Genomic DNA, 19702 nt, shown 5'->3' with positions numbered 1-19702 from the left:
GTCTAATTCACCGCCGCTGGCGCTCGTTCCTTCAGAAGACTCCTTGCCAGCAGAGGCTGCCGATGACCTCCTTCCTGTCGCGCCTGATACGCCCGCATCGCGCCAGCGCCTACCGGATCTTCGATGTCGAACTCAAGACCATCGTGCCTTTGAGCCCTTCGCTGTGTCGCTTCGTCTTCACCGGCGAAGACATCGGGCAGATGACCACACTGGCGCCGGACCAGCGCATCAAGCTGTTCTTCCCCTCCCCTGACGGCCAGCCGCCACGACTCCCCCAGCACGAGAAATGGCAGCAGGCACGCCGCGACCTGCCACCGGAGCAGACGCCCCCCATGCGCACCTACACGCTGCGCGCCCTGCGACGCGCGCAGCGGGAGGTGGAGGTGGATTTCGTCCTGCATGGGATCAATGGCCCCGCCTCGGCCTGGGCGACCCATGCGCGTCCCGGTGATCGGCTGCAGATGGTTGCACCGAACCTCGCCTATGACGGCGACCCCGGCGGTTATGAGTGGAAGCCCCCACGCGAGGCACGGCAGATTCTGCTGGTAGGCGACGAGACCGCGCTACCGGCGATCGCCGGGGCGCTCGAACAGTTGGCCGACAACCGCCCGCACCTGGCGGTCGAAGCCTTTATCGAGGTTCCCCTGGAACTCGACTGCCTTGATCTGCGCCATGGCCCGGCCACCCGGGTGCACTGGCTGCCCCGCGACGTGCTGGCCTGCGATCACGGCCAAGGCATGCTGCACGCGATACACGAACTTGCCACGCTGCCGAACGCGACAGCGCCCCGCAACGCCGAGCCCGAGGAGGTCGACATCGACCAGCGCCTCTGGGAGCTGGCCAGCGACCAGGCCGCCGCCTTTCACGCCTGGATCGCCGGCGAGTCAGCGACGGTGATGGAGATCCGCCGCTACCTGATCAAAGAGCGCGGCCTGGCACGCGACAGCCTGACGCTGATGGGCTACTGGCGGGCCGGACGCACCCTGGAATAGCGGCGACCGAATAGCGACGACCAGGATCGCACCCGCCCTATTTCCGGGCCCACCCACCAAAACCGCTGTCGCACATCTGTAAATCGATGTCATGACAGCGGATTCCGCCGTCGCTCCGCCGTTAACGACCGAATCCGGTCTCCAGCACCCGCACAAACGACACAAAAAACCCCTCTGCCTCGCGCATCCTGACCCCGACTCCAGAGTCACGGACAGACCTACGCACTTGCGCCGCCCTACAACCAATAACAACACCCAGGGACCCCACCTATGCTCTCCATGCGAAAACGCTTCGGCGTCCTGCTGTTCTCGCTGTGTGCCACTGCCGTCCAGGCCAAGGAATGGACCGAAATCCGCTTCGGCGTCTTCCCCGAATACCCACCCTTCGAATCCGTCGCCGCCGATGGCAGCCTGCAAGGCTTCGACATCGAGCTGGGCAATGCCATCTGCGCCAAGCTGCAGGTCAAGTGCACCTGGGTGCACAACGAGTTCGACGGCATGATCCCGGCGCTGCGTGCGCGCAAGTTCGACGCCATCATGTCATCGATGGCGGTCACGCCCGCGCGCCTGAAGCAGATCGATTTCACCGACCGTCTGTTCCTCAGCCCCACTTCGGTGGTGGTGCGTAAGTCCGCCACCTTCGGCGACACCCCCGAGTCGCTCAAGGGCAAGCAGGTTGGCGTGCTGCAAGGTTCCCTGCAGGAGGCCTATGCCCGCGCCGTGCTGACCCCGCTCGGCGCGCAGGTCAAGGCCTACCAGTCCCAGGACCAGAACTACGCCGACCTGCAGAACGGTCGTCTCGACGCTACCGTCACCGACCGCCTCGAAGCCCAGCTGAATTTCCTCTCCAAGCCTGAGGGCGCCGATTTCAAGAGCGGCCCGGCGATCAAGGACCCAAGCCTGCCGCTGGACATCGCCATGGGCCTGCGCAAGACCGATCCAGAGCTCAAGGCCCTGCTCGACAAGGGTATCGCGGCGATCCACGCCGATGGCACCTACGCCGAAATCCAGAAGAAGTACGTGGGCGACCTGGACATCTACAACGAGTGATCGTCGCTGCCAGCGCTGGCCCCGACTTGCCCGCGAAGCGGCCAGCGCCGACAGCTTCGATCCCCAAGCCATCCCGTCGCACGAGACCCCTCTCATGAACGACTTGCTTTCTCTGCAGGGCTTCGGCCCGTTGCTGGCCCAAGGCACCTGGATGACCCTGAAGCTGGCATTCCTGTCGTTGCTGCTCAGCCTGCTGCTCGGCCTGGTCGGCGCCAGCGCCAAGCTGTCGCACTCCAAGCTGCTGCGTATCCCGGCCACCCTCTACACCACACTGATCCGCAGCGTCCCGGACCTGGTGCTGATCCTGTTGCTGTTCTACAGCATGCAGATCTGGCTCAACGACCTTACCGAAGCACTGGGTTGGGACTACGTGGAGATCGACCCCTTCGGCGCCGGCGTGCTGACCCTGGGCTTCATCTACGGCGCCTACTTCACCGAGAACTTTCGCGGCGCGATCCTCAGCGTGCCAGCGGGTCAACTGGAGGCAGCCACCGCCTACGGCCTGAGCCGTGCCCAGCGCTTTCGCCTGGTGCTGTTCCCGCAACTGATGCGTTTCGCCCTGCCAGGCCTTGGCAACAACTGGCTGGTGTTGCTCAAGTCCACTGCACTGGTGTCGATCATCGGCCTGGCCGACCTGGTCAAGGCCGCGCAGAACGCCGGCAAGACCACCAATGACATGCTGTTCTTCCTGTGCCTGGCCGGGTTGGTCTACCTGCTGATCACCACCCTTTCCAACCGCCTGTTCAAGCACCTTGAGCGGCGCTACAACACCGGCGTGCGGGGACTGGCACGATGATCGAACTCCTTCAGCAATACGGCGTCGCCTATCTGTACAACGATGGCAGTGGTCTGTCGGGCCTGGCCATGACGCTGTGGCTGTTCCTGGCGAGCATGGTCCTGGGGTTCGTCCTTTCGCTACCCCTGGCGCTGGCGCGGGTGTCGCGCCACAGCTGGCTGCGCGTGCCGGTGCAGGTGTACACCTTCGTGTTCCGCGGCACACCGCTCTATATCCAGTTGCTGATCTGCTACACAGGCCTCTACAGCCTGGAGGTGGTGCGCGAACACGCGCTGCTCGACCAGTTCTTGCGCAACGCACTCAACTGCACCCTGCTGGCGTTCGTGCTCAACACCTGCGCCTACACCGTGGAGATCTTCGCCGGGGCGATCCGCAACCTGCCCGCCGGCGAACTGGAGGCGGCCCAGGCCTATGGCCTGCGCGGCTGGAAGCTGAACCTGTTCCTGGTACTGCCGGCGGCCCTGCGCCGCTCGCTGCCGGCCTACAGCAACGAGCTGATCCTCATGCTGCATGCCACCTCGCTGGCCTTCACCGCCACCGTCGCCGACATCCTCAAGGTGGCGCGCGACGCCAACGCCGCGACCTTCCTGACCTTCCAGGCTTTCGGCGTGGCTGCGCTGCTGTACATGTTGCTGTCCTTCGCCCTGGTCGGCTTGTTCCGACTCGCCGAGCGCCGCTGGATGCGCTTCCTTGATCCCGTACGAGGCTGACCCCATGACCGCCACCGCACTGCCTTTGAACTTCGAACACGCGACCTCCACCCAGGCCCATGCGAGCGCGATCAAGCTCAGCGTCGACGGCCTGCACAAGCACTACGGCGAGCACCAGGTGCTCAAGGGCGTATCGCTGCAAGCCCGCAAGGGCGACGTGATCAGCCTGATCGGCGCCAGTGGCTCGGGCAAGAGCACCTTCCTGCGCTGCATCAACTTCCTCGAACAGCCCGATGCCGGCAGCATCACCCTCGACGGCCAGACCCTGCAGATCCGCCCCGGCACCCGCACGCCGCCACCTGCACAACTGCAGAACCTGCGCACACGCCTGGCGATGGTGTTCCAGCATTTCAACCTGTGGAGCCACCTGACCGTGCTGGAAAACATCTGCCTGGCGCCGCGCAAGGTACTGGGCATCAGTGCCGCCGAGGCCCAGGCACGAGCGCGCACCTATCTGGACAAGGTCGGCCTGCCTGCGCGCGCCGCCGAGCAATACCCTGCATTCCTCTCCGGCGGCCAACAGCAGCGAGTGGCGATCGCCCGCGCACTGGCCATGGAGCCGGAGATCATCCTGTTCGACGAACCGACCTCGGCGCTCGACCCCGAGCTGGTCGGCGAAGTGCTCAAGGTGATACAGACGCTCGCCGAGGAAGGACGTACCATGCTCATGGTCACCCACGAGATGGGCTTTGCCCGCCAGGTGTCCAGCCAGGTGCTGTTCCTGCACCAGGGACTGGTGGAGGAGCACGGCAGTGCCGACATCCTGGACCACCCGCAGAGCCCACGCCTGCAACAGTTTCTCTCAAACCGTTTGAAGTGAAGTCACGCCGTATGGATAGCAAGGCCACCCGCTCCCCCGCCAACCCGCCGCTGGACCGCATCGATGAAGCGATCATCGATGTGCTGCGCCACCAGGGCAGGATCACCTACGAGAAGCTCTCGACCCTCGTGCACCTGACGCCCAGGCCTTGCCTTGAGCGGGTGCGCAAGCTGGAGCGCCGAGGTGTGATCCGCGGCTACGGTGCGATCATCGACCTGCAGCAGGTGTCGCCTGGCCTGTCGCTGCTGGTCCTGGTGGCCTTGTCCAACCAGAGCGGGCGTTCCGCCCAGCGCGCCTTCGAGGCCACCGTGCGGGCCTGCCCGCAGGTCTATGAATGCCAACTGATCAGCGGCCATTTCGACTACAGCCTGCGCATGCGCTGCCGCGACATGGAGCACTACCGGGTGCTGACCGAAGCCTGGATGAACGACGACGAACTGCATATCGACAAGCTGGTCGCCCACCCGGAACTGGCGTCGGTCAAGAGCCTCGCACCACAAGCCTGACCGCTTCAAAATCCCCCATTCGCTGATATCGGGCCGCCCGTCGGCCCGGTATCCAGCGACGCCACACCCGTCAAAATTTATTTTCCCCTCCAACACCCCGCGCAGAGCGCCTGCAGTGCACCGGCCCGCAACTGGTCAGACCGGTAAGTCCAAAAGCCCTTGCCAAGCTCGGAAATTCGCGCTTACATTTACCCCGCACTGGACAAACCGGTAAGACCACAATAATTAAGTCCTGCGCTCTTTCGCCCGCCATCCCCTGGCGTGCATCGAAGCAGGGACACCGAATCAGAGATCCCTCCCATGCTCAAATGGTGCTCGCGTTCGATCTTCCTCCAAGTTGTCCTGGGCCTCGCCCTGGGCGTTATCTGCGGTCTCAGCTTTCCCGAAGTTTCCCTGCAGCTCAAACCCCTCGGTGACGGCTTCATCAAGCTGATCAAGATGCTCATCGGCATCATCGTGTTCTGCGTGGTGGTCAGCGGCATCTCCGGCGCGGGCGACCTGAAGAAGGTCGGACGCATCGGCCTGAAGTCGGTGATCTACTTCGAAATTCTCACCACCATCGCCCTGGTCATCGGCCTGGTGCTGGCCTTCTCCACCGGCATTGGTCAAGGTGCCAACATCCACCTCGACCAGCTCTCCAGCGCCGATGCCGGCGCCCTGGCCGATCGCGGTGCGCACATCCACGGCGCCACGGCGTTCTTCATGGAGCTGATCCCGACCTCGGTGATCGGTGCCTTCGCCGACAACAACATCCTCCAGGTCCTGCTGTTCGCCGTGCTGTTCGGCAGTGCACTGAACCTGGTCGGCGAGTCGGCCTCGGGCATCTCGCGCCTGATCAACGAACTCAGCCATGTGATCTTCCGCATCATGGGCATGATCGTGCGCCTGGCGCCGATCGGCGTGTTCGGCGCCATCGCCTTCACCACCAGCAAGTACGGCCTGGAATCGCTGCAGCACCTGGGCGGGCTGGTGGCGCTGTTCTACATCACCTGTGCAGGCTTCGTGCTGCTGATCCTGGGCACGGTAATGCGCGTGTCGGGCCTGAAGCTGATCCCGTTCATCAAGTACCTGCGCGAGGAACTGACCATCGTCCTCGGCACCGCCTCCTCCGACGCCGTACTGCCACAGGTGATGCGCAAGCTCGAACACCTGGGGATCGGCAGTTCCACCGTGGGACTGGTGATTCCGACCGGCTACTCGTTCAACCTGGACGGTTTCTCGATCTACCTCACCCTGGCCATCGTGTTCATCGCCAACGCCACCGGCACGCCACTGGCCATGACCGACCTGCTGACCATCCTGCTGGTGTCACTGGTCACCTCCAAGGGCGCCCACGGCATCCCGGGCTCGGCGCTGGTGATCCTGGCCGCCACCCTGACCGCCGTGCCGGCGATCCCGGTGGTCGGCCTGGTGCTGGTGCTGGCCGTGGACTGGTTCATGGGCATCGGCCGGGCACTGACCAACCTGATCGGCAACTGTGTCGCCACCGTGGCCATCGCCCGTTGGGAGAAGGACATCGACATGGAGCGCGCCAACAACGTGCTGGCCGGCAAGCCCGGCTTCGCACCGGTAGCGCGCAAACCGGGCCAGGCCCATCAGCAGGAATTCTGACCGTGCCAGGGCCGGCGTTCAGCGTCGGCCCACAGGCGCCAAGACTCAGGTTTCAATCAGGGAGCGAACCGTGATCAGCTCATCGACCGTCGTCAACTCCGTGGTGGAAAAGCTGCGCAAGGCCCTGGCCCGCGGCCAGTGGCGCAGCGGCGAAATGCTGCCAGGCCAGCGCGAGCTGGCCGAACAATTGGGCATCAGCCGCCCCAGCCTGCGTGAAGCGGTGACCGTACTGGAAACCCTCGGACTGGTGCGTTCGATGCCTGGCAAAGGTGTGCTGGTGCTGGAGGCCGACGCCACGCTGGTACAAAGCACCGATAGCGTCGGCGCTGCCAGCCTGGCCGATGTGCTGGAGCTGCGCTACACCCTCGAGCCCTTCATCGCCGGGCTGGTCGCGCAATCGGCGGGCAACCAGGACATCGGCCAGCTGCGCCTGACCCTGATGGACCTGCGCGAAGCCGTTGACGCCTGCGACAGCGAGGCAGGCGTAGCCGCCTACATCGCCTTCCACGAGGCGCTGTTCGCGCTGACCACCAACCCGATCTTCCAGAGCGTGGTGCAGCAGACCAGCAACGCGCTCAAGCAGAGCGCGGCCATGCTGCGCGACTCCCCTGAACACCTGGCCGCACGGCTCGACGAGAACGAGGCGGTGGTGCGCGCCATCCGCGCACGCAACAGCGCCCAGGCCAGCGCCCAGATGCGCCGGCACATCCTCGCCGAGGGCCAGCGCATGGGCATCGAACTGAACATCCCGGACGACCATCCGGACCCGCATCTTTGACGTCAGGAGAGCGATCATGACCGCCTTCGCCCACGCCGACCCGTGCCTGCCCCAGTTGATCAAGACCGGCGAAGGCCGCCTGGGAGCCGAACAGATCTACCCGCGCCTGTTCGACGCCATCCTCGAACAGCGCCTGCCACCTGGCAGCGCCCTGCCCGAGCAAGCGCTGGGCAATGCCTTCGGCGTCAGCCGCACAGTGATCCGCCGGGTGCTCGGGCGCCTGGCCGACCAGCAGGTAGTGGTGCAACGCCCCAGCCACACCGCACACCTGGCCGCGCCCGATCCACAGCAGGCGCGCCAGGTGCTCAGTGCACGGCGCCTGGCTGAAACCACACTGATCGGCCTGGCCACCCAGCGCGCGCGTCCGGGGCAGATCCGGCAACTGCGCCAACTGGTCGAGCGCGAGCGCCTGCACCACGAACGCGGCGAGCGCTGCACGGCCATCCGTCTGGGCGGCGAATTCCACCTCAAGCTTGCGCAAATGGCCAACAACGCACCCTTGGCGCGCTTTCTCAATGGCCTGGTGCCGATGACTTCGCTGATCATCGCCCGCTACGAGTCGCCCTGCTGCGAGCACTGCGCCTGGGAAGAGCACGCGGCAATCATCGACGCGGTGGAAGATGGCGACAGCACCGCGGCGCTGGCGTTGATGCACCAGCACCTGGACCGCCTCGAAGCCAAGCTCGACCTCGATCAGAGCGTGCGCGCGTAACGTTTGCGGTAGTCCGCCGGGGTGACCCCGACATGCCGCACGAAGGCGCGGCGCAGGGTGTCGACATTGGCGAAGCCACACAAGGCGGCCACCTGCTTGGGCGGCTCGCGTCCGCCCTCGAGGCGCTCACGGGCGGCATTGACCCGTGCCAGTTCCACCCAGGCCGCCGGGGTCATGCCCACATCGGCCTGGAACAGCCGGGCGAAGTGCCGCGGGCTGAGACCCGCCCGCTGCGCCAGGCTGGCGATGCTGTGATCCTCGGCCGGATTGGCGGCCACATAGCGCTGCAACCCCTGAAGCACCGAGCGCCCGACCGGCGACGAGGCGCCCTGGCGACTGAACTGCAATTGCCCGCCCGGACGCTTGAAGTACATCACCAACTGCCCTGCCACCTGCTTGGCGAGCTCTCGCCCCAGGTCCTCCTCCACCAGGCTCAACGCCAGGTCCAGCCCGGACGTCACCCCCGCCGCAGTGCGCACCTTGCCGTCATGGACCTGGATCGCATCGGCGTCCACCTGCACCTCGGGATAGCGCTCGGCCAAGGCCTCGGCGACCGCCCAGTGCGTGGTGATGCGTCGGCCATCGAGCAGGCCGGCAGCCGCCAGGGCGAAGGCGCCAGTACAGACTGATCCGTAGCGTCGACAACTGGCGGCGCGCCCCCGCAGCCAGTCGAGGATGCCGCTGCGCAGGTGCTGGCTGGCCGCCTGCGGCGTACCGGCGATAAGCAGGGTGTCGATGGGCTCGTGGGTGTCGCCGATCCAGCCATCGGGCAGCAGGCGTGCGCCGGACGAACTGACCAGTGGGCCGGGTTCGCAGGCCAGCAGGCGCAGGCGATAGACCTCGCGACCGGCCTGGCGGTTGGCCTCGGCGAAGACATCGAGCGGGCCGCTGGCATCGAGCAACTGGACGCCGGGCATGGCAAGGATGGCGAGGGTCAGCGAGGGCATCTGGAGATCCTGTAGGCGCGCAAAAGGGTGGGTAGCGACAGCATAAAACCCCGGCCGACCCCGTGCGCAGGCCATGTCTGTCGCAGACCGACAATGGCAGGATATGACGCATAACGTCAATTGAGGACAATCACTCGCCCCGCCACACTGACTCCACCACCACACCAGGAGTCACCCATGTCCACCTCCATCGCCGGTATCCAGGTGCCTGACAGCGCCATGGCCCGTGAAATCACCGAACTGGTCCGCGACACCGCCTCGCCGCTGCTGTTCCACCACTCCAGCCGGGTATTCTACTTCGCCGCCCTGGCCGGCAAGCGCCTGGGTCTGAAGTTCGACAGCGAACTGCTGTACTGCGGCTGCATGTTCCACGATATGGGCCTGACCCATCAGCACAGCAGCGACTGCTGCCGCTTCGAGGTCGACGGCGCCAACGCCGCCCGCGACTTCCTCAAGGGCCATGGCATCGCCGAACGCGACATCGAGCGGGTCTGGACCGCCATCGCCCTGCACACCACACCGGGTATTCCCGAGTTCATGCACCCGCTGATCGCACTGGTGACCGCCGGTGTCGAGACCGACGTCCTCGGCCTGCACCACGAGGGGCTGAGCACTACCGAGCGCGACGCCGTGGTCCAGGCCCACCCTCGCGGCGAGCAGTTCAAGGAAGCGATCATCCAGGCCTTCTACGATGGCATCCGCCACAAGCCGCAGACCACCTTCGGCAACGTCAAGGGCGATGTCATCGCCGACAAGGAACCGGGTTTCCATCCCGGCAACTTCTGCAGCGTGATCCGCCAGTCCTGCTGGCCGAGCTGAGGCCTCGCTGGCCAAGGCTTGCCGGGCGCCTTACCATGCGCCCGGCAATTACACGCCAGGAGGTCTTATGCAACACACCATCGCGCCAGTCGGCGCAGAGCAGTTCGAACGACTGACCGAACTGTGGGAAGCCTCGGTGCGGGCTACGCACGATTTTCTTCCCGAAGGCTACATCGAACGCCTGCGCCCGCTGGTACGCGACCAATACCTGGGCTTCGTCCAGCTGCGCGCCGCATACGATGAACAAGGGCAGATCCTCGGCTTCGCCGGGGTACACGAGGGCAAGCTGGAGATGCTCTTCGTCGATCCGATCTACCGCGGCCAGGGCATCGGCAAGACGCTGTTGGCTGACGCCGTCGCCGAACTGGGCGTACGCGAGGTCGATGTCAACGAACAGAACCCGCAGGCCGTGGGTTTCTACCTCAGCCAGGGCTTCGTCCAGACCGGACGCAGCGAAGTCGATGGGCAGGGCGATCCGTATCCGCTGCTGCATCTGAAACGCGAGGGCTGAACATGGCTTTCGCACTGCAAAAAGGGGCCGCTCTGCGGCCCTTCCCGCTCCTATAATCAGAAGACCTCATCCAGCCTCTACCCAGGGAGGCTACCCGCGTGAACCCGCGCATTCCCCTCTTGCTGCTATGCCTGCTGCTGGCCCTGGCTGGCTGTGCCGGCAAACGCACCCCACCCGCCCCGCCCCCGGCCACGCTCACCCCCGCCCTCTGGCAACAGATCGACCAGGACCTGATTGGCGCCTCGGTTGCCGCCACCGGCTCGGCCAGCGACTATGCCCGTCGCTCGATGCGGGTCTGGCGCGAACAGGTGCAGCAACGCACCGAAAGCGACTTCATCCCCTGGTTCACCGGCTACTGGACCCAGCAGTGGCTGACCCTCAAGGTTGCCTGGTACAAGATGAACAGCGGCAACGGCAGTGACCCACCGGAAAAACGCCTGGCGCTGTACCTGCAGGCGCAGTACCACGAACGGGTGATCGAACCGGTCGCCGAGCAGATCAACCCCGAAGGCATCCGCGACCTTGCCAGCGCGCTGTACCTGGAACTGTTCGCCAAGCAGTTGCCGACAATCATCCAACGCTACAACGCCCCGCCCGATCAGGTCAGCCAGCGTCTGAATCACCTTGCGGCCATCGCCCTGGGCCCGCCCGCGGCCAGGGATGCGACGCTCTACCAACTGCTGCGCGCCCAGTCACTGGACCAACAGCCCGCCTGGCAGGCGCTGCGCCAGCACCTGCACGGCCAGGCTGCCAAGGCTCCCGGGCAAACCGAGGTAGGGCTGTCGTCGGTGGCCACCCGCGCCAGCGAAAAACTCGGCGCCACCCTGGCCCCGCGCGGCATCGCCAGCGCGGTGGCGGCCGCAGTAGGCAAGGCCGCCGGAGCGATGATCTCGGTGGCGGTGGCCGGTTTCGGCATGATGACCCATGACCGCGAACAGCCGCAGATGGTCGAGCAACTGCGGGTGATCCTCAACGTGGCGCTGAACGAGGAATGGCGCGAGCTGATGGAAAACCGCCAGAGCGGCGCGCTCTCGGGGGTGTACTACCTGTCGGGGCAGATCGAGGATGGCCTGTTGTCGGGCGCAGGCCGGCCCTGACGCCTCAGGCCACTGCCATGGCCGAGGTCGGCAGGCCGAAGATGCGGTCGAACGCCCAGTTGTAGGCGAAGGTGTAGCACGGCACCAGCACGATGAACGCCAGGTCCACCACGAATGCCTCGACCAGGCTCATGTCCAGCCACCAGGCAATCAGCGGAATCAGGTACAGCACCAGCGTCAGCTGGAAGCCCACCGCGTGCGCCACACGACGTGCCAGGCTGCGCCCACGCTTGGCCTGACGGCTCTCCCAGTGTTCGAACAGGCTGTTGTAGACCAGGTTCCAAAACATGGCGATGGTGGTGATCATTACCGCCAGGGGGCCGGTGTGCGAGGCCGGGGTATCGGAGAGATAGGCCAGCCCCAGGGTCGACATGCCCAGGCCGATCAGTTCATAGAAGGTCACGTAGACCAGTTTGCGCTTGACGCCTTGCACCGTGATTACCTCGGAACGCAGGAAATGAAGGCGACGAGAATGAGTCAATATTCTTGACAGAAAAAGTCAGCACCTTTCAGATTGACTGAAAGGAGAACCGCATGAACTTTTCCAGCGACAACATCCAGCTGTTCCTCGCCGTGCTCGACCGCGGCTCGTTCTCCGCTGCCGCACGGGTGCTGGGGCGGGTGCCGTCGGCGGTGAGCATGGCCATCGGCGATCTCGAGGCCGAACTCGGCTACGCGCTGTTCGAGCGCGGAGCACGCGAGGTCCGCGCCACAGACCGCGCCCGCGCTCTGGAGCCGCACGCACGGCTGATCGCCGAGCAACTGGGGTTACTGCAAGTGCATGCGCTTGAACTGTCGCGAGGGCTGGAAAGCAGCCTGGCGATCGCCGTGGTGCCGGACATCGACCCGCGTCCGCTGCTGGCCGCCATTGCGCGGCTGGGCGAACGCTATCCGCTGCTCGACATCGAACTGCTCAGCGCACCGCAGGAGGACGCCCTGCACCTGCTGGACAGCGGCCGCGTCGGGCTGTGCCTGGCCTTTGCCGGGTTGCAGGTCGATCCGCAGCGCAGCTTCCAGCACCTGGGCAGCGAGTCGCTGGTGGCAGCCCTGTCGCCCAACCATCCAGCACTGCGCCAGGGGCGCATCCGCGACCTCGAAGACCTGGTCAGCCTCCGTCAGATCCTGGTACACAGCCGCGACTTGCCGCTGCGCGACACCCGCTCGCTGATCGGCACCACGCACTGGCGTACCGACAGCGTCGACCTGGCCCTGCAGATGGTCGAAGCAGGCCTCGGCTGGGGCGACCTGCCGGCAACGCGGGTCGCCCCCCTGGTGGAAGCCGGGCGGCTGGTGCGCCTGGCGTTTCGCAACACCCGCAACGAACTGCAGTTGCCGGTGCATGCGCTGTGGCTCAAGCAACAGCCCCTCGGGCAGGCCGCGCGGGCGCTGGTGGAGCTGCTGGCTGGCGGTTGACCGCACATGGCCGCTCGTCGGCCAGAACAACGTCTAACTCAACCTTTTGACCGGCAGGCCGATACCGATCCCGACAGGCGCCGCTACGCGCCAAAAGTGCATGGCGGCCTCCCCAGCATCGGCTCAAGGTCTCGAAACATGAACCTGAAGTTCCGCCACAAGATCCTCCTCAGCGCCTGCGGTGTCGTGGTACTGGCATTCGCATTGTTCACCCTCTACAACGACTACCTGCAACGCAACACCATCCGCCAGAACATCGAATCCTCGGTCCAGCAGGCCGGCGCGCTGACCGCCAGCAGCGTGCAGAACTGGATGGGCGGACGCATCCTGATCCTGGAGAACCTCGCCCAGGACATCGCCCAGCAAGGCACCGGCAATCAGGTCGCCGGGCTGGTCGACCAACCCTCATACACCAGCAACTTCCAGTTCACCTACTTCGGCCAGAACACCGGGCTGTTCACCCAGCGCCCCGACGCACAGATGCCCGAAGGCTACGACCCGCGCAAACGCCCTTGGTACACCGCTGCGGTGAGCGCCAACCAGACCCTGCTGACACCGCCCTACCAGGCATCGGTGGGCGGCCTGGTGGTGACCATCGCCATACCGGTCAAGGCCCGCAACAATGGTGAGCTGCTCGGGGTTGTCGGTGGTGACCTGAGCCTGGACAGCCTGGTCGACATCATCAACGCGGTGGACTTCGGCGGTATCGGCCACGCCTTCCTGGTCGACCGTGAAGGCCAGGTAATCGTCAGCCCCGACAAGGACCAGCTGATGAAGAACCTCAAGGACATCTACCCCGGTAGCGGCCTGCGGGTCGAGCCGGGCATGCAGGACGTGACCCTCGGCGGCGAAGAGCGGATCGTCTCCTTCACCCAGGTCAAGGGGCTACCCTCGGCGCAGTGGTACATCGGCCTGTCCATCGACAAAGACAAGGCCTACGCCGCCCTCGGCCAGTTCCGCAGTTCGGCCATCATCGCCATGATCATTGCCGTGGCTGCCATCGCTGCCGTGCTCGGCCTGCTGATCCCCCTGCTGATGCGCCCGCTGACCACCATGGGCCGCGCCATGCACGATATCGCCGAAGGCGAAGGCGACCTCACCCGTCGCTTGCAGGTGCAGCACAAGGACGAGTTCGGCGAGCTGGCCATGGCCTTCAACCGCTTCGTCGAGCGTATCCACGCCTCGATCAGTGAAGTGGCCTCGGCCACGCGGCAGGTGCACGACCTGTCCGAACAGGTGATGAGTGCTTCCAACGCCTCGATCAACGGCTCCGAGGAACAAAGCCTGCGTACCAACAGCGTGGCGGCAGCGATCAATCAGCTCGGCGCCGCCACCCAGGAAATCGCACGCAATGCCGCCGATGCCTCGCAGCACGCCAGCGGCGCCAGCGATCAGGCCAACGACGGGCGCCAGGTGGTGGAGGATGCGATCAACGCCATGACCGCGCTGTCGCACAAGATCAGCGAGTCGTGCGAGCAGATCGAAACCCTCAACGCCAGCACCGACGAGATCGGCAAGATCCTCGACGTGATCAAGGGCATCTCCCAGCAGACCAACCTGCTGGCGCTCAACGCCGCCATCGAAGCCGCGCGCGCCGGGGAAGCGGGCCGAGGCTTCGCCGTGGTCGCCGACGAGGTGCGCAACCTGGCACACCGCACCCAGGAGTCGGCCGAAGAGATCCACCGCATGATCACCAGCCTGCAGGTTGGCTCGCGCGAGGCGGTGCACACCATGAACGCCAGCCAGGTCTCCAGCGAGCAGACCGTGCAGGTGGCCAACCAGGCGGGCGAGCGCCTGGCCAGCGTGACCCTGCGCATCGGCGAGATCGATGGCATGAACCAGTCGGTGGCCACGGCGACCGAGGAGCAGAGCGCGGTGGTCGAGAGCTTGAACCTGGATATCACCCAGATCAACGCACTCAACCAGCAAGGGGTGCAGAACCTCAACGAAACCCTGCGCCACTGCGATGCGCTGACCCAGCAGGCGGGACGCTTGAAGCAGTTGGTGGGCAGTTTCAGGATCTGAAACTGCTTCACTGCACTTGGAGGAGTAGCTGTCTTATTCAAAATCTGACAGCCAGCTCAATCCCTGTGGGAGTCACTGTCTTACTCAAAATCTAAAGGTCAGCCCAATCCCCTGTGGGAGCGGGCTTGCCCCGCGATCACCGGCGCAGCCGGTGCCATGCTCCGCGGTGTTCTTTTCGCGGGCAAGCCCGCTCCTACAGGAGACCTGTGGCGCTGCCGCGTTATAACCTAATAACGAACAATTCTATTTGGCTATAAAGAACAATCTATATCCTTCTGCCATCCGACAACGGGCTAGCGGGCAGATTGAGTAGCGTATGGATGTAGGTTCTTTCGGTTTCACCATTGCCGGGCTGGTCGTGGGTTTCATCGTTGGCATGACCGGCGTCGGCGGCGGATCGCTGATGACGCCGATCCTGCTGTGGTTCGGTATCAATCCCGCCACCGCCGTGGGCACCGACCTGCTCTACGCGGCAATCACCAAGGCCAGTGGCGTCTGGGTGCATGCACGCAACAAGAACATCGACTGGAAGATCACCGGCTGGCTGAGCCTGGGCAGCGTGCCCGCGGCAGCGCTGACCCTGTGGTTCCTCAGCACCCTGCATGCCGATACCTCGGCACTCAACGCCATCATCAAGCAGGGCCTGGCGGTGGTGCTGATCCTTACCGCCCTGGCGATCCTGTTCAAGTCGCGCCTGCAGGCCTTCGCCAGCAAGCATGCAGGCGATCACTACCATCTCAGCGACCGCAGCCTGAACCTCCTCACCGTGATCACCGGTGTAGTGCTCGGGGTCATGGTCACCCTGACCTCGATCGGTGCCGGCGCCCTGGGCACCGTGGCGCTGTTCCTGCTCTACCCGTTCCTGGTGACCCGGCGCCTGGTCGGCACCGAAATCGCCCACGCCGTGCCACTGACCCTGGTCGCGGGCCTGGGCCATGCCGGCATGGGCAATATGGACTGGTCGCTGCTCGGCTACCTGCTGCTCGGCTCGCTGCCGGGCATCTACCTGGGCAGCCACCTCACAGGCCGCATCTCCGATCGTGTGCTGCGTCCCTGCCTGGCGGGCATGCTGCTGCTGATCGGCTACAAGCTGGCCTTCTGATCCCGCCCCTCAGGCCGGGCCCAGGCGCATGCGCCAGACCTCGGTTCGGCTGAGTTCGAGCCGTGAGCACGGCGGGATATCGATACGCTGGTAGGCCCCGAGCGAACTGCCGAGCACTTCGACCATCGCGGCGCGCATCAACATCGGGTGCGTGACCGCCCACCAGTCGCCCGGCGTGTCGAATGCCTCCAGCCACTGCGCCACGCGCTTGTGCAGCGCGGCGAAGGACTCTCCACCATGGGGCGCCGCGTCCACGTCGACCTGCCACCACGCCAGGGCTTCGCTCTGCTCGCGCTGCAACTGCTTGAGCGCAACGCCCTGCCAATGCCCCATGTCACAGTCGGCCAGCGCCGTCTCGATACGCACCTCGGGGGCGAGCCAGGCGGCGGTTTCACGGGCGCGCAGTTCGGGTGCGCTGAGTACTTGCACTCCGTCGGGCACAGCCTTCAACAGCGGGGCATCGCCCAGTACGGGATCGTCGGCCAGCGCAAATCGCCCGGTTTTCTGGGCGTGGGTCAGGGCATGGCAGACCAGGGTCAGACGGACGGCTTTCACCTTGGAGTTTCTCTGGCAAATGAGGATTAGGGCATCGAGGAACGCTGCGCTAGGATCGCCAGTCTAACCCAGGCAATTAGCCATCAGAGTCGATTCGATGACCATCACCTCCCGCCCCCCTCCCGGTCCTGTCCTGCTCGCTCTGCGTGAAGGTACACAAGCCTGTCACAAGGCCCTGGAGGCGCGCCTGCCGTTTTTCAGCGAAGGTTTCGACCATGACGCCTATCGCCGCCTCATCGAGGCGTACTACGGCTTTCACGCACCGCTCGAAGCATTGCTGGCAACGCACCAGGGCAATGAGCGCAACAAGGCTGAGGCGCTGTGCCGCGACCTGCAGGCGCTCAAGCTGAGCGCCGAGCAGATAGACGCGCTGCCGCTGTGCCGGGACTTGCCAGCCATCACCGATGAGGCCAGCGCGCTGGGTGTGATGTACGTAGTGGAGGGCTCCACCCTCGGTGGTCAGGTGCTCAGGCGTGCCATGGCGCAGCGCCTGGGTATCGACGCCGACAGCGGCGGTGGTTTTCTCGATGTGTATGGCAGCGCCACCGCCAGCCACTGGCGCGGCTTTATCGAACGCCTGGATCGGCATCCCCTGTCACCCGAAAACCAGGCCCGCGCCGTGGCTGCGGCGGTCGCGACCTTCACCTGCTTCGAGCGCTGGCTGGAGCAGCGCGCGGTGTTGTTGCACGCAATTGAGTGCTAAGCGCCACCGTTGATCAACCTGAAAAACGTCACATACCCTGTAGGAGCGGGGTCGTCCCGCGATCGGGCGCGAAGCGGCCGTAAAACCGGGCTTCGAGGTGTTTCAGGAATACCCCGGTTGCCTGATCTACGGCCGCTACGCGCCCGATCGCGGGACGACCCCGCTCCTACAGGGGGGGCGCCCGTGTTTTGATATCAGAACGAAATATTCAACGCCGCAAACAGCGCCCGGCCCGGCTGGTTGTAGGTGTTGGCACCGGCGCTGCTCGCGTTGCCGCCGCGCAGGATCTGCTTGTCGAACACGTTGTTCACCCCCACCCGCACATCGTAGTTGGCGTTGAACTTGTACCCGGCACTCACATCCACCAGCCCATAGGCTTCGACATCCTTCTGCGCCGACTCGTCATAGCGCTCCTGGGTGCGGTAGTTCCAGGTCGGCGACTTCTGCTTGCCGAACCAGGTACCGGCCAGCTGCAGCGACAACTTGTCGGTCGCACGCCAATCCAGGGTGGTGTTGACCGTGTACTCGGGGATCACCGACAGCGGCTCGCCGGTCTCACGGTTGTCATTGTCGAGCATCCAGGTCAGGTTGGTGTTCCAGTCCAGGCTCGGGGTGAGCTCGACGAACAGGTTGCCCTCAAGGCCTTCTACCCGTGCCTTGCCGGCGTTTTCCCACTGGGTCACACGACTGCCGCCATTGATCGCGTAGACCACGTCGGTGCCGCCAATGATCTTGTTCTGGTAGTCGTTACGGAAATAGGTCGCACTGGTGCGCCAGGTGCCGCGGTCATACAGCAGGCCGATCTCCTTGTTGACGCTGATCTCAGGCTTGAGGTCGGCGTTGCCCTGCAGGTAGCAGCCGCCGGAGTTGGTCTGCTGCACGCTGCAGCCATTGCCGCGGCTGTAGAGCAGGTAGCTGGGGTTGGACTGGTACAGGTTCGGCGTCTTGTAGGCACGGGCGATGCCGCCCTTGAAGGTCAGTTCGTCGGTGATCTTGTGCGACAGGTTCAAGCTAGGGCTGAAGTTGTCGCCGAAGGTCTCGTGGTGATCGAAACGCAAACCCGGCGTGACGGTGGTCGCGCCAATGATGATGTTGTCCTCGACGAACAAGGCATGGCTGCGCGCCTGCATCTTCGAATCGCTACGGTCGAAGCCTGCGATCACGTCGTTGCCAACGCCTGTCGGGTCGGAGCTTTGCGGACGGAACGAGCCCTGGTCGTTGAGGGTTTCATAGAGGTACTCGCCGCCAACGGTCAGCACGTGCTCCGTGGCGCCCACTGCGAACGGCAAGTTGACCTCGCTCGACAGGCGCGTGTTACGCAAGCGCGAGAATGCCGCATCGTTGCCGTCGATCGCCCCTTCGGTACGCCCGGCCATGCCCTCGTTCAAGCGCCAGTTGCGCACGTACTCATAGGCCAACACGGTCTTGCTGGTGCCCCAGGTGAAGTCGCCCAGGTGCGTCAGGTCGTAGGTGTTGCGCTGCATCACGTTGGTCTCGTGGCCATACAGGCTGGAGATCAGTTGCGCGTTGCCACCGCCGTTGCTGTTCATGGTGTCGCCAGCGTAGATATTGCCCTGGCGGCTGTAGCCTGCGCTCATCTCCAGGCGATGCTCGTCGTTGAGCTTCCAGCTCAGCAGGCCGTTGATATCCTTGTTGCGCACACCCTCGCGCCCGGCCACGGTCGAGCTGCCAGCGTGTGCGGCGTTGATGTCCAGGTCGTCGGCGTCGGTCTTGGCCAGGCCGCCATACAGACGGAACCCCAGGGTGTCGGTCAGGCCACCACCGAGGTTGAAGTTGGTCCGGTGGCTGGCGCCCTCGGCGCTGTCCTCCGGCATCAGGGTGTACAGGCTGAGCTGCCCTTGAGTGCTTCGCTGGGGCGCTTGGTGATGATGTTGACCACCCCGCCCATGGCGCCCGAGCCATAGCGCGCAGCTGCGGGGCCACGCAGGATCTCGATGCGCTCGACCGCTTCGGCCGGCACCCAGTTGGTCTCGCCGCGGGTATCGCGGTCGCCGTTCCAGCCATAGCGCACCGAGTTGCGTGCACTCGATGGCTTGCCATCGATCAGGATCAGGGTGTTTTCCGGGCCCATGCCGCGCAGGTCGATCTGCCGGTTGTTGCCACGGGCGCCGCTGGCACTATTGCCGGTGAGGTTGACCCCCGGTTCGCGGCGGATGATGTCGGACAAGTCATTGGCCGGCGGGCGGCGCTTGATGTCCTCTTCGGTGATGACCGACGATCCCAGCGCCTGGCGTGCCTCACGTTCGGCGGTCACCAGCGTGTCTTCGATGACCAGCGCCTGCTCGGCGAATGCTGAAGTCGTTGCCACGGGCGCGGCCAGGGCAACGATGGCCAGCGCCAGGCGGTGCGGGGAAGGTCGGGTGTGCATCGGTACATCTCCTGAAATCGTGTGCGAGAAGCAAGCCGCGCCCCGGTCGGCAGGCCCCTCGCCCACCGGCCCGGCAAAAAGGCGGGTCCGTCAGGGATGGCGAATATAATGATTCTCAAATAGGTTTAAATCTTATTTACGAAATTTACAGATTGCCCGTAAACCC

General features: G+C 64.9%; 19 protein-coding genes and 2 pseudogenes. 17 read left to right on the top strand and 4 right to left on the bottom strand.

Annotated elements, in window-relative coordinates; translation table 11 throughout:
• Window positions 1-62 precede the first annotated feature (62 nt).
• The 9 genes from ACNFHO_RS14570 (at window position 63) to ACNFHO_RS14530 (ending at window position 7975) form a co-directional block, all read left to right on the top strand.
• Complete coding sequence (locus ACNFHO_RS14570) at window positions 63-992, top strand: siderophore-interacting protein (protein WP_416766726.1); 930 nt, start codon at window positions 63-65, stop codon at window positions 990-992.
• A gap of 270 nt (window positions 993-1262) precedes the next feature.
• Complete coding sequence (locus ACNFHO_RS14565; RefSeq protein WP_063544050.1) at window positions 1263-2042, top strand: ABC transporter substrate-binding protein; 780 nt, start codon at window positions 1263-1265, stop codon at window positions 2040-2042.
• Window positions 2043-2136: 94 nt separating this feature from the next.
• Window positions 2137-2838, top strand: a complete 702-nt coding sequence (locus tag ACNFHO_RS14560) for an ABC transporter permease (protein WP_054892427.1) — start codon at window positions 2137-2139, stop codon at window positions 2836-2838.
• Window positions 2835-3548 (top strand): ABC transporter permease, encoded by a 714-nt coding sequence (locus ACNFHO_RS14555; RefSeq protein WP_416766725.1) that lies wholly within the window; start codon window positions 2835-2837, stop codon window positions 3546-3548. Before ACNFHO_RS14560 ends, ACNFHO_RS14555 begins: the two co-directional genes overlap by 4 nt.
• 4 nt (window positions 3549-3552) lie before the next feature.
• Window positions 3553-4368, top strand: a complete 816-nt coding sequence (locus ACNFHO_RS14550; RefSeq protein ID WP_416766724.1) for an ABC transporter ATP-binding protein — start codon at window positions 3553-3555, stop codon at window positions 4366-4368.
• 11 nt (window positions 4369-4379) lie between these two features.
• Window positions 4380-4874, top strand: coding sequence for an Lrp/AsnC family transcriptional regulator (locus ACNFHO_RS14545; protein ID WP_112897858.1), 495 nt, complete (start codon window positions 4380-4382; stop codon window positions 4872-4874).
• Between the two features lie 300 nt (window positions 4875-5174).
• Window positions 5175-6485: a C4-dicarboxylate transporter DctA gene (locus ACNFHO_RS14540; protein ID WP_054892430.1), complete on the top strand. Its 1311-nt coding sequence runs from the start codon at window positions 5175-5177 to the stop codon at window positions 6483-6485.
• 70 nt (window positions 6486-6555) lie between these two features.
• Window positions 6556-7263, top strand: a complete 708-nt coding sequence (locus ACNFHO_RS14535; protein WP_054892431.1) for a FadR/GntR family transcriptional regulator — start codon at window positions 6556-6558, stop codon at window positions 7261-7263.
• Window positions 7264-7279: 16 nt separating this feature from the next.
• On the top strand, window positions 7280-7975 hold the full coding sequence (locus ACNFHO_RS14530) for a GntR family transcriptional regulator (RefSeq protein WP_054892432.1): 696 nt from the start codon (window positions 7280-7282) through the stop codon (window positions 7973-7975).
• Here ACNFHO_RS14530 and ACNFHO_RS14525 read toward each other — a convergent pair.
• Window positions 7957-8922: a GlxA family transcriptional regulator gene (locus tag ACNFHO_RS14525; RefSeq protein ID WP_054892433.1), complete on the bottom strand. Its 966-nt coding sequence runs from the start codon at window positions 8920-8922 to the stop codon at window positions 7957-7959. The two genes, ACNFHO_RS14530 and ACNFHO_RS14525, sit on opposite strands and share 19 nt — an antisense overlap.
• Before the next feature lie 177 nt (window positions 8923-9099).
• Between ACNFHO_RS14525 and ACNFHO_RS14520 the strand changes: the two genes are divergently transcribed.
• The 3 genes from ACNFHO_RS14520 to ACNFHO_RS14510 all read left to right on the top strand — a co-directional run bounded on the left by ACNFHO_RS14520 (window position 9100) and on the right by ACNFHO_RS14510 (window position 11349).
• The gene (locus ACNFHO_RS14520; protein ID WP_063544044.1) at window positions 9100-9741 is read left to right on the top strand and encodes an HD domain-containing protein; all 642 of its coding nucleotides are present in this window, start codon (window positions 9100-9102) and stop codon (window positions 9739-9741) included.
• 67 nt (window positions 9742-9808) lie between these two features.
• Complete coding sequence (locus ACNFHO_RS14515) at window positions 9809-10252, top strand: GNAT family N-acetyltransferase (protein ID WP_416766723.1); 444 nt, start codon at window positions 9809-9811, stop codon at window positions 10250-10252.
• A 98-nt stretch (window positions 10253-10350) separates the two neighbouring features.
• Window positions 10351-11349 (top strand): hypothetical protein, encoded by a 999-nt coding sequence (locus ACNFHO_RS14510; protein WP_416766722.1) that lies wholly within the window; start codon window positions 10351-10353, stop codon window positions 11347-11349.
• Between the two features lie 4 nt (window positions 11350-11353).
• Here ACNFHO_RS14510 and ACNFHO_RS14505 read toward each other — a convergent pair whose 3' ends face one another.
• The gene (locus tag ACNFHO_RS14505; protein WP_054892437.1) at window positions 11354-11782 is read right to left on the bottom strand and encodes a PACE efflux transporter; all 429 of its coding nucleotides are present in this window, start codon (window positions 11780-11782) and stop codon (window positions 11354-11356) included.
• A gap of 101 nt (window positions 11783-11883) precedes the next feature.
• On the opposite strand from ACNFHO_RS14505, the gene ACNFHO_RS14500 reads away from it, so the two are divergent.
• The 4 genes and pseudogenes from ACNFHO_RS14500 to ACNFHO_RS14485 all read left to right on the top strand — a co-directional run bounded on the left by ACNFHO_RS14500 (window position 11884) and on the right by ACNFHO_RS14485 (window position 15889).
• Entirely contained in the window at window positions 11884-12762 is an 879-nt protein-coding gene (locus ACNFHO_RS14500) for a LysR family transcriptional regulator (RefSeq protein WP_416766721.1), read from the top strand.
• Between the two features lie 6 nt (window positions 12763-12768).
• Window positions 12769-13932 (top strand): annotated as a pseudogene (locus ACNFHO_RS14495) (cache domain-containing protein); the annotation flags it as partial.
• Window positions 13909-14787 (top strand): methyl-accepting chemotaxis protein, encoded by an 879-nt coding sequence (locus ACNFHO_RS14490; protein WP_371926246.1) that lies wholly within the window; start codon window positions 13909-13911, stop codon window positions 14785-14787. The pseudogene ACNFHO_RS14495 and the gene ACNFHO_RS14490, both read left to right, overlap by 24 nt.
• A gap of 316 nt (window positions 14788-15103) precedes the next feature.
• The gene (locus ACNFHO_RS14485) at window positions 15104-15889 is read left to right on the top strand and encodes a sulfite exporter TauE/SafE family protein (RefSeq protein ID WP_054892440.1); all 786 of its coding nucleotides are present in this window, start codon (window positions 15104-15106) and stop codon (window positions 15887-15889) included.
• Between the two features lie 9 nt (window positions 15890-15898).
• Here the strand turns inward: ACNFHO_RS14485 and ACNFHO_RS14480 are convergent, their stop codons facing one another.
• Window positions 15899-16444: a histidine phosphatase family protein gene (locus tag ACNFHO_RS14480; protein WP_416766720.1), complete on the bottom strand. Its 546-nt coding sequence runs from the start codon at window positions 16442-16444 to the stop codon at window positions 15899-15901.
• Between the two features lie 97 nt (window positions 16445-16541).
• On the opposite strand from ACNFHO_RS14480, the gene ACNFHO_RS14475 reads away from it, so the two are divergent.
• Window positions 16542-17147, top strand: coding sequence for a biliverdin-producing heme oxygenase (locus tag ACNFHO_RS14475; RefSeq protein ID WP_416766719.1), 606 nt, complete (start codon window positions 16542-16544; stop codon window positions 17145-17147).
• Between the two features lie 194 nt (window positions 17148-17341).
• Here the strand turns inward: ACNFHO_RS14475 and ACNFHO_RS14470 are convergent.
• A pseudogene (locus ACNFHO_RS14470) lies at window positions 17342-19536 on the bottom strand (TonB-dependent siderophore receptor).
• Window positions 19537-19702 lie beyond the last annotated feature (166 nt).

It is taken from the genome of Pseudomonas sp. NY15374 (assembly GCF_048068255.1).
GTDB lineage: Bacteria > Pseudomonadota > Gammaproteobacteria > Pseudomonadales > Pseudomonadaceae > Aquipseudomonas > Aquipseudomonas machongensis.
This window is presented reverse-complemented; position numbering and strand designations above follow the sequence as displayed.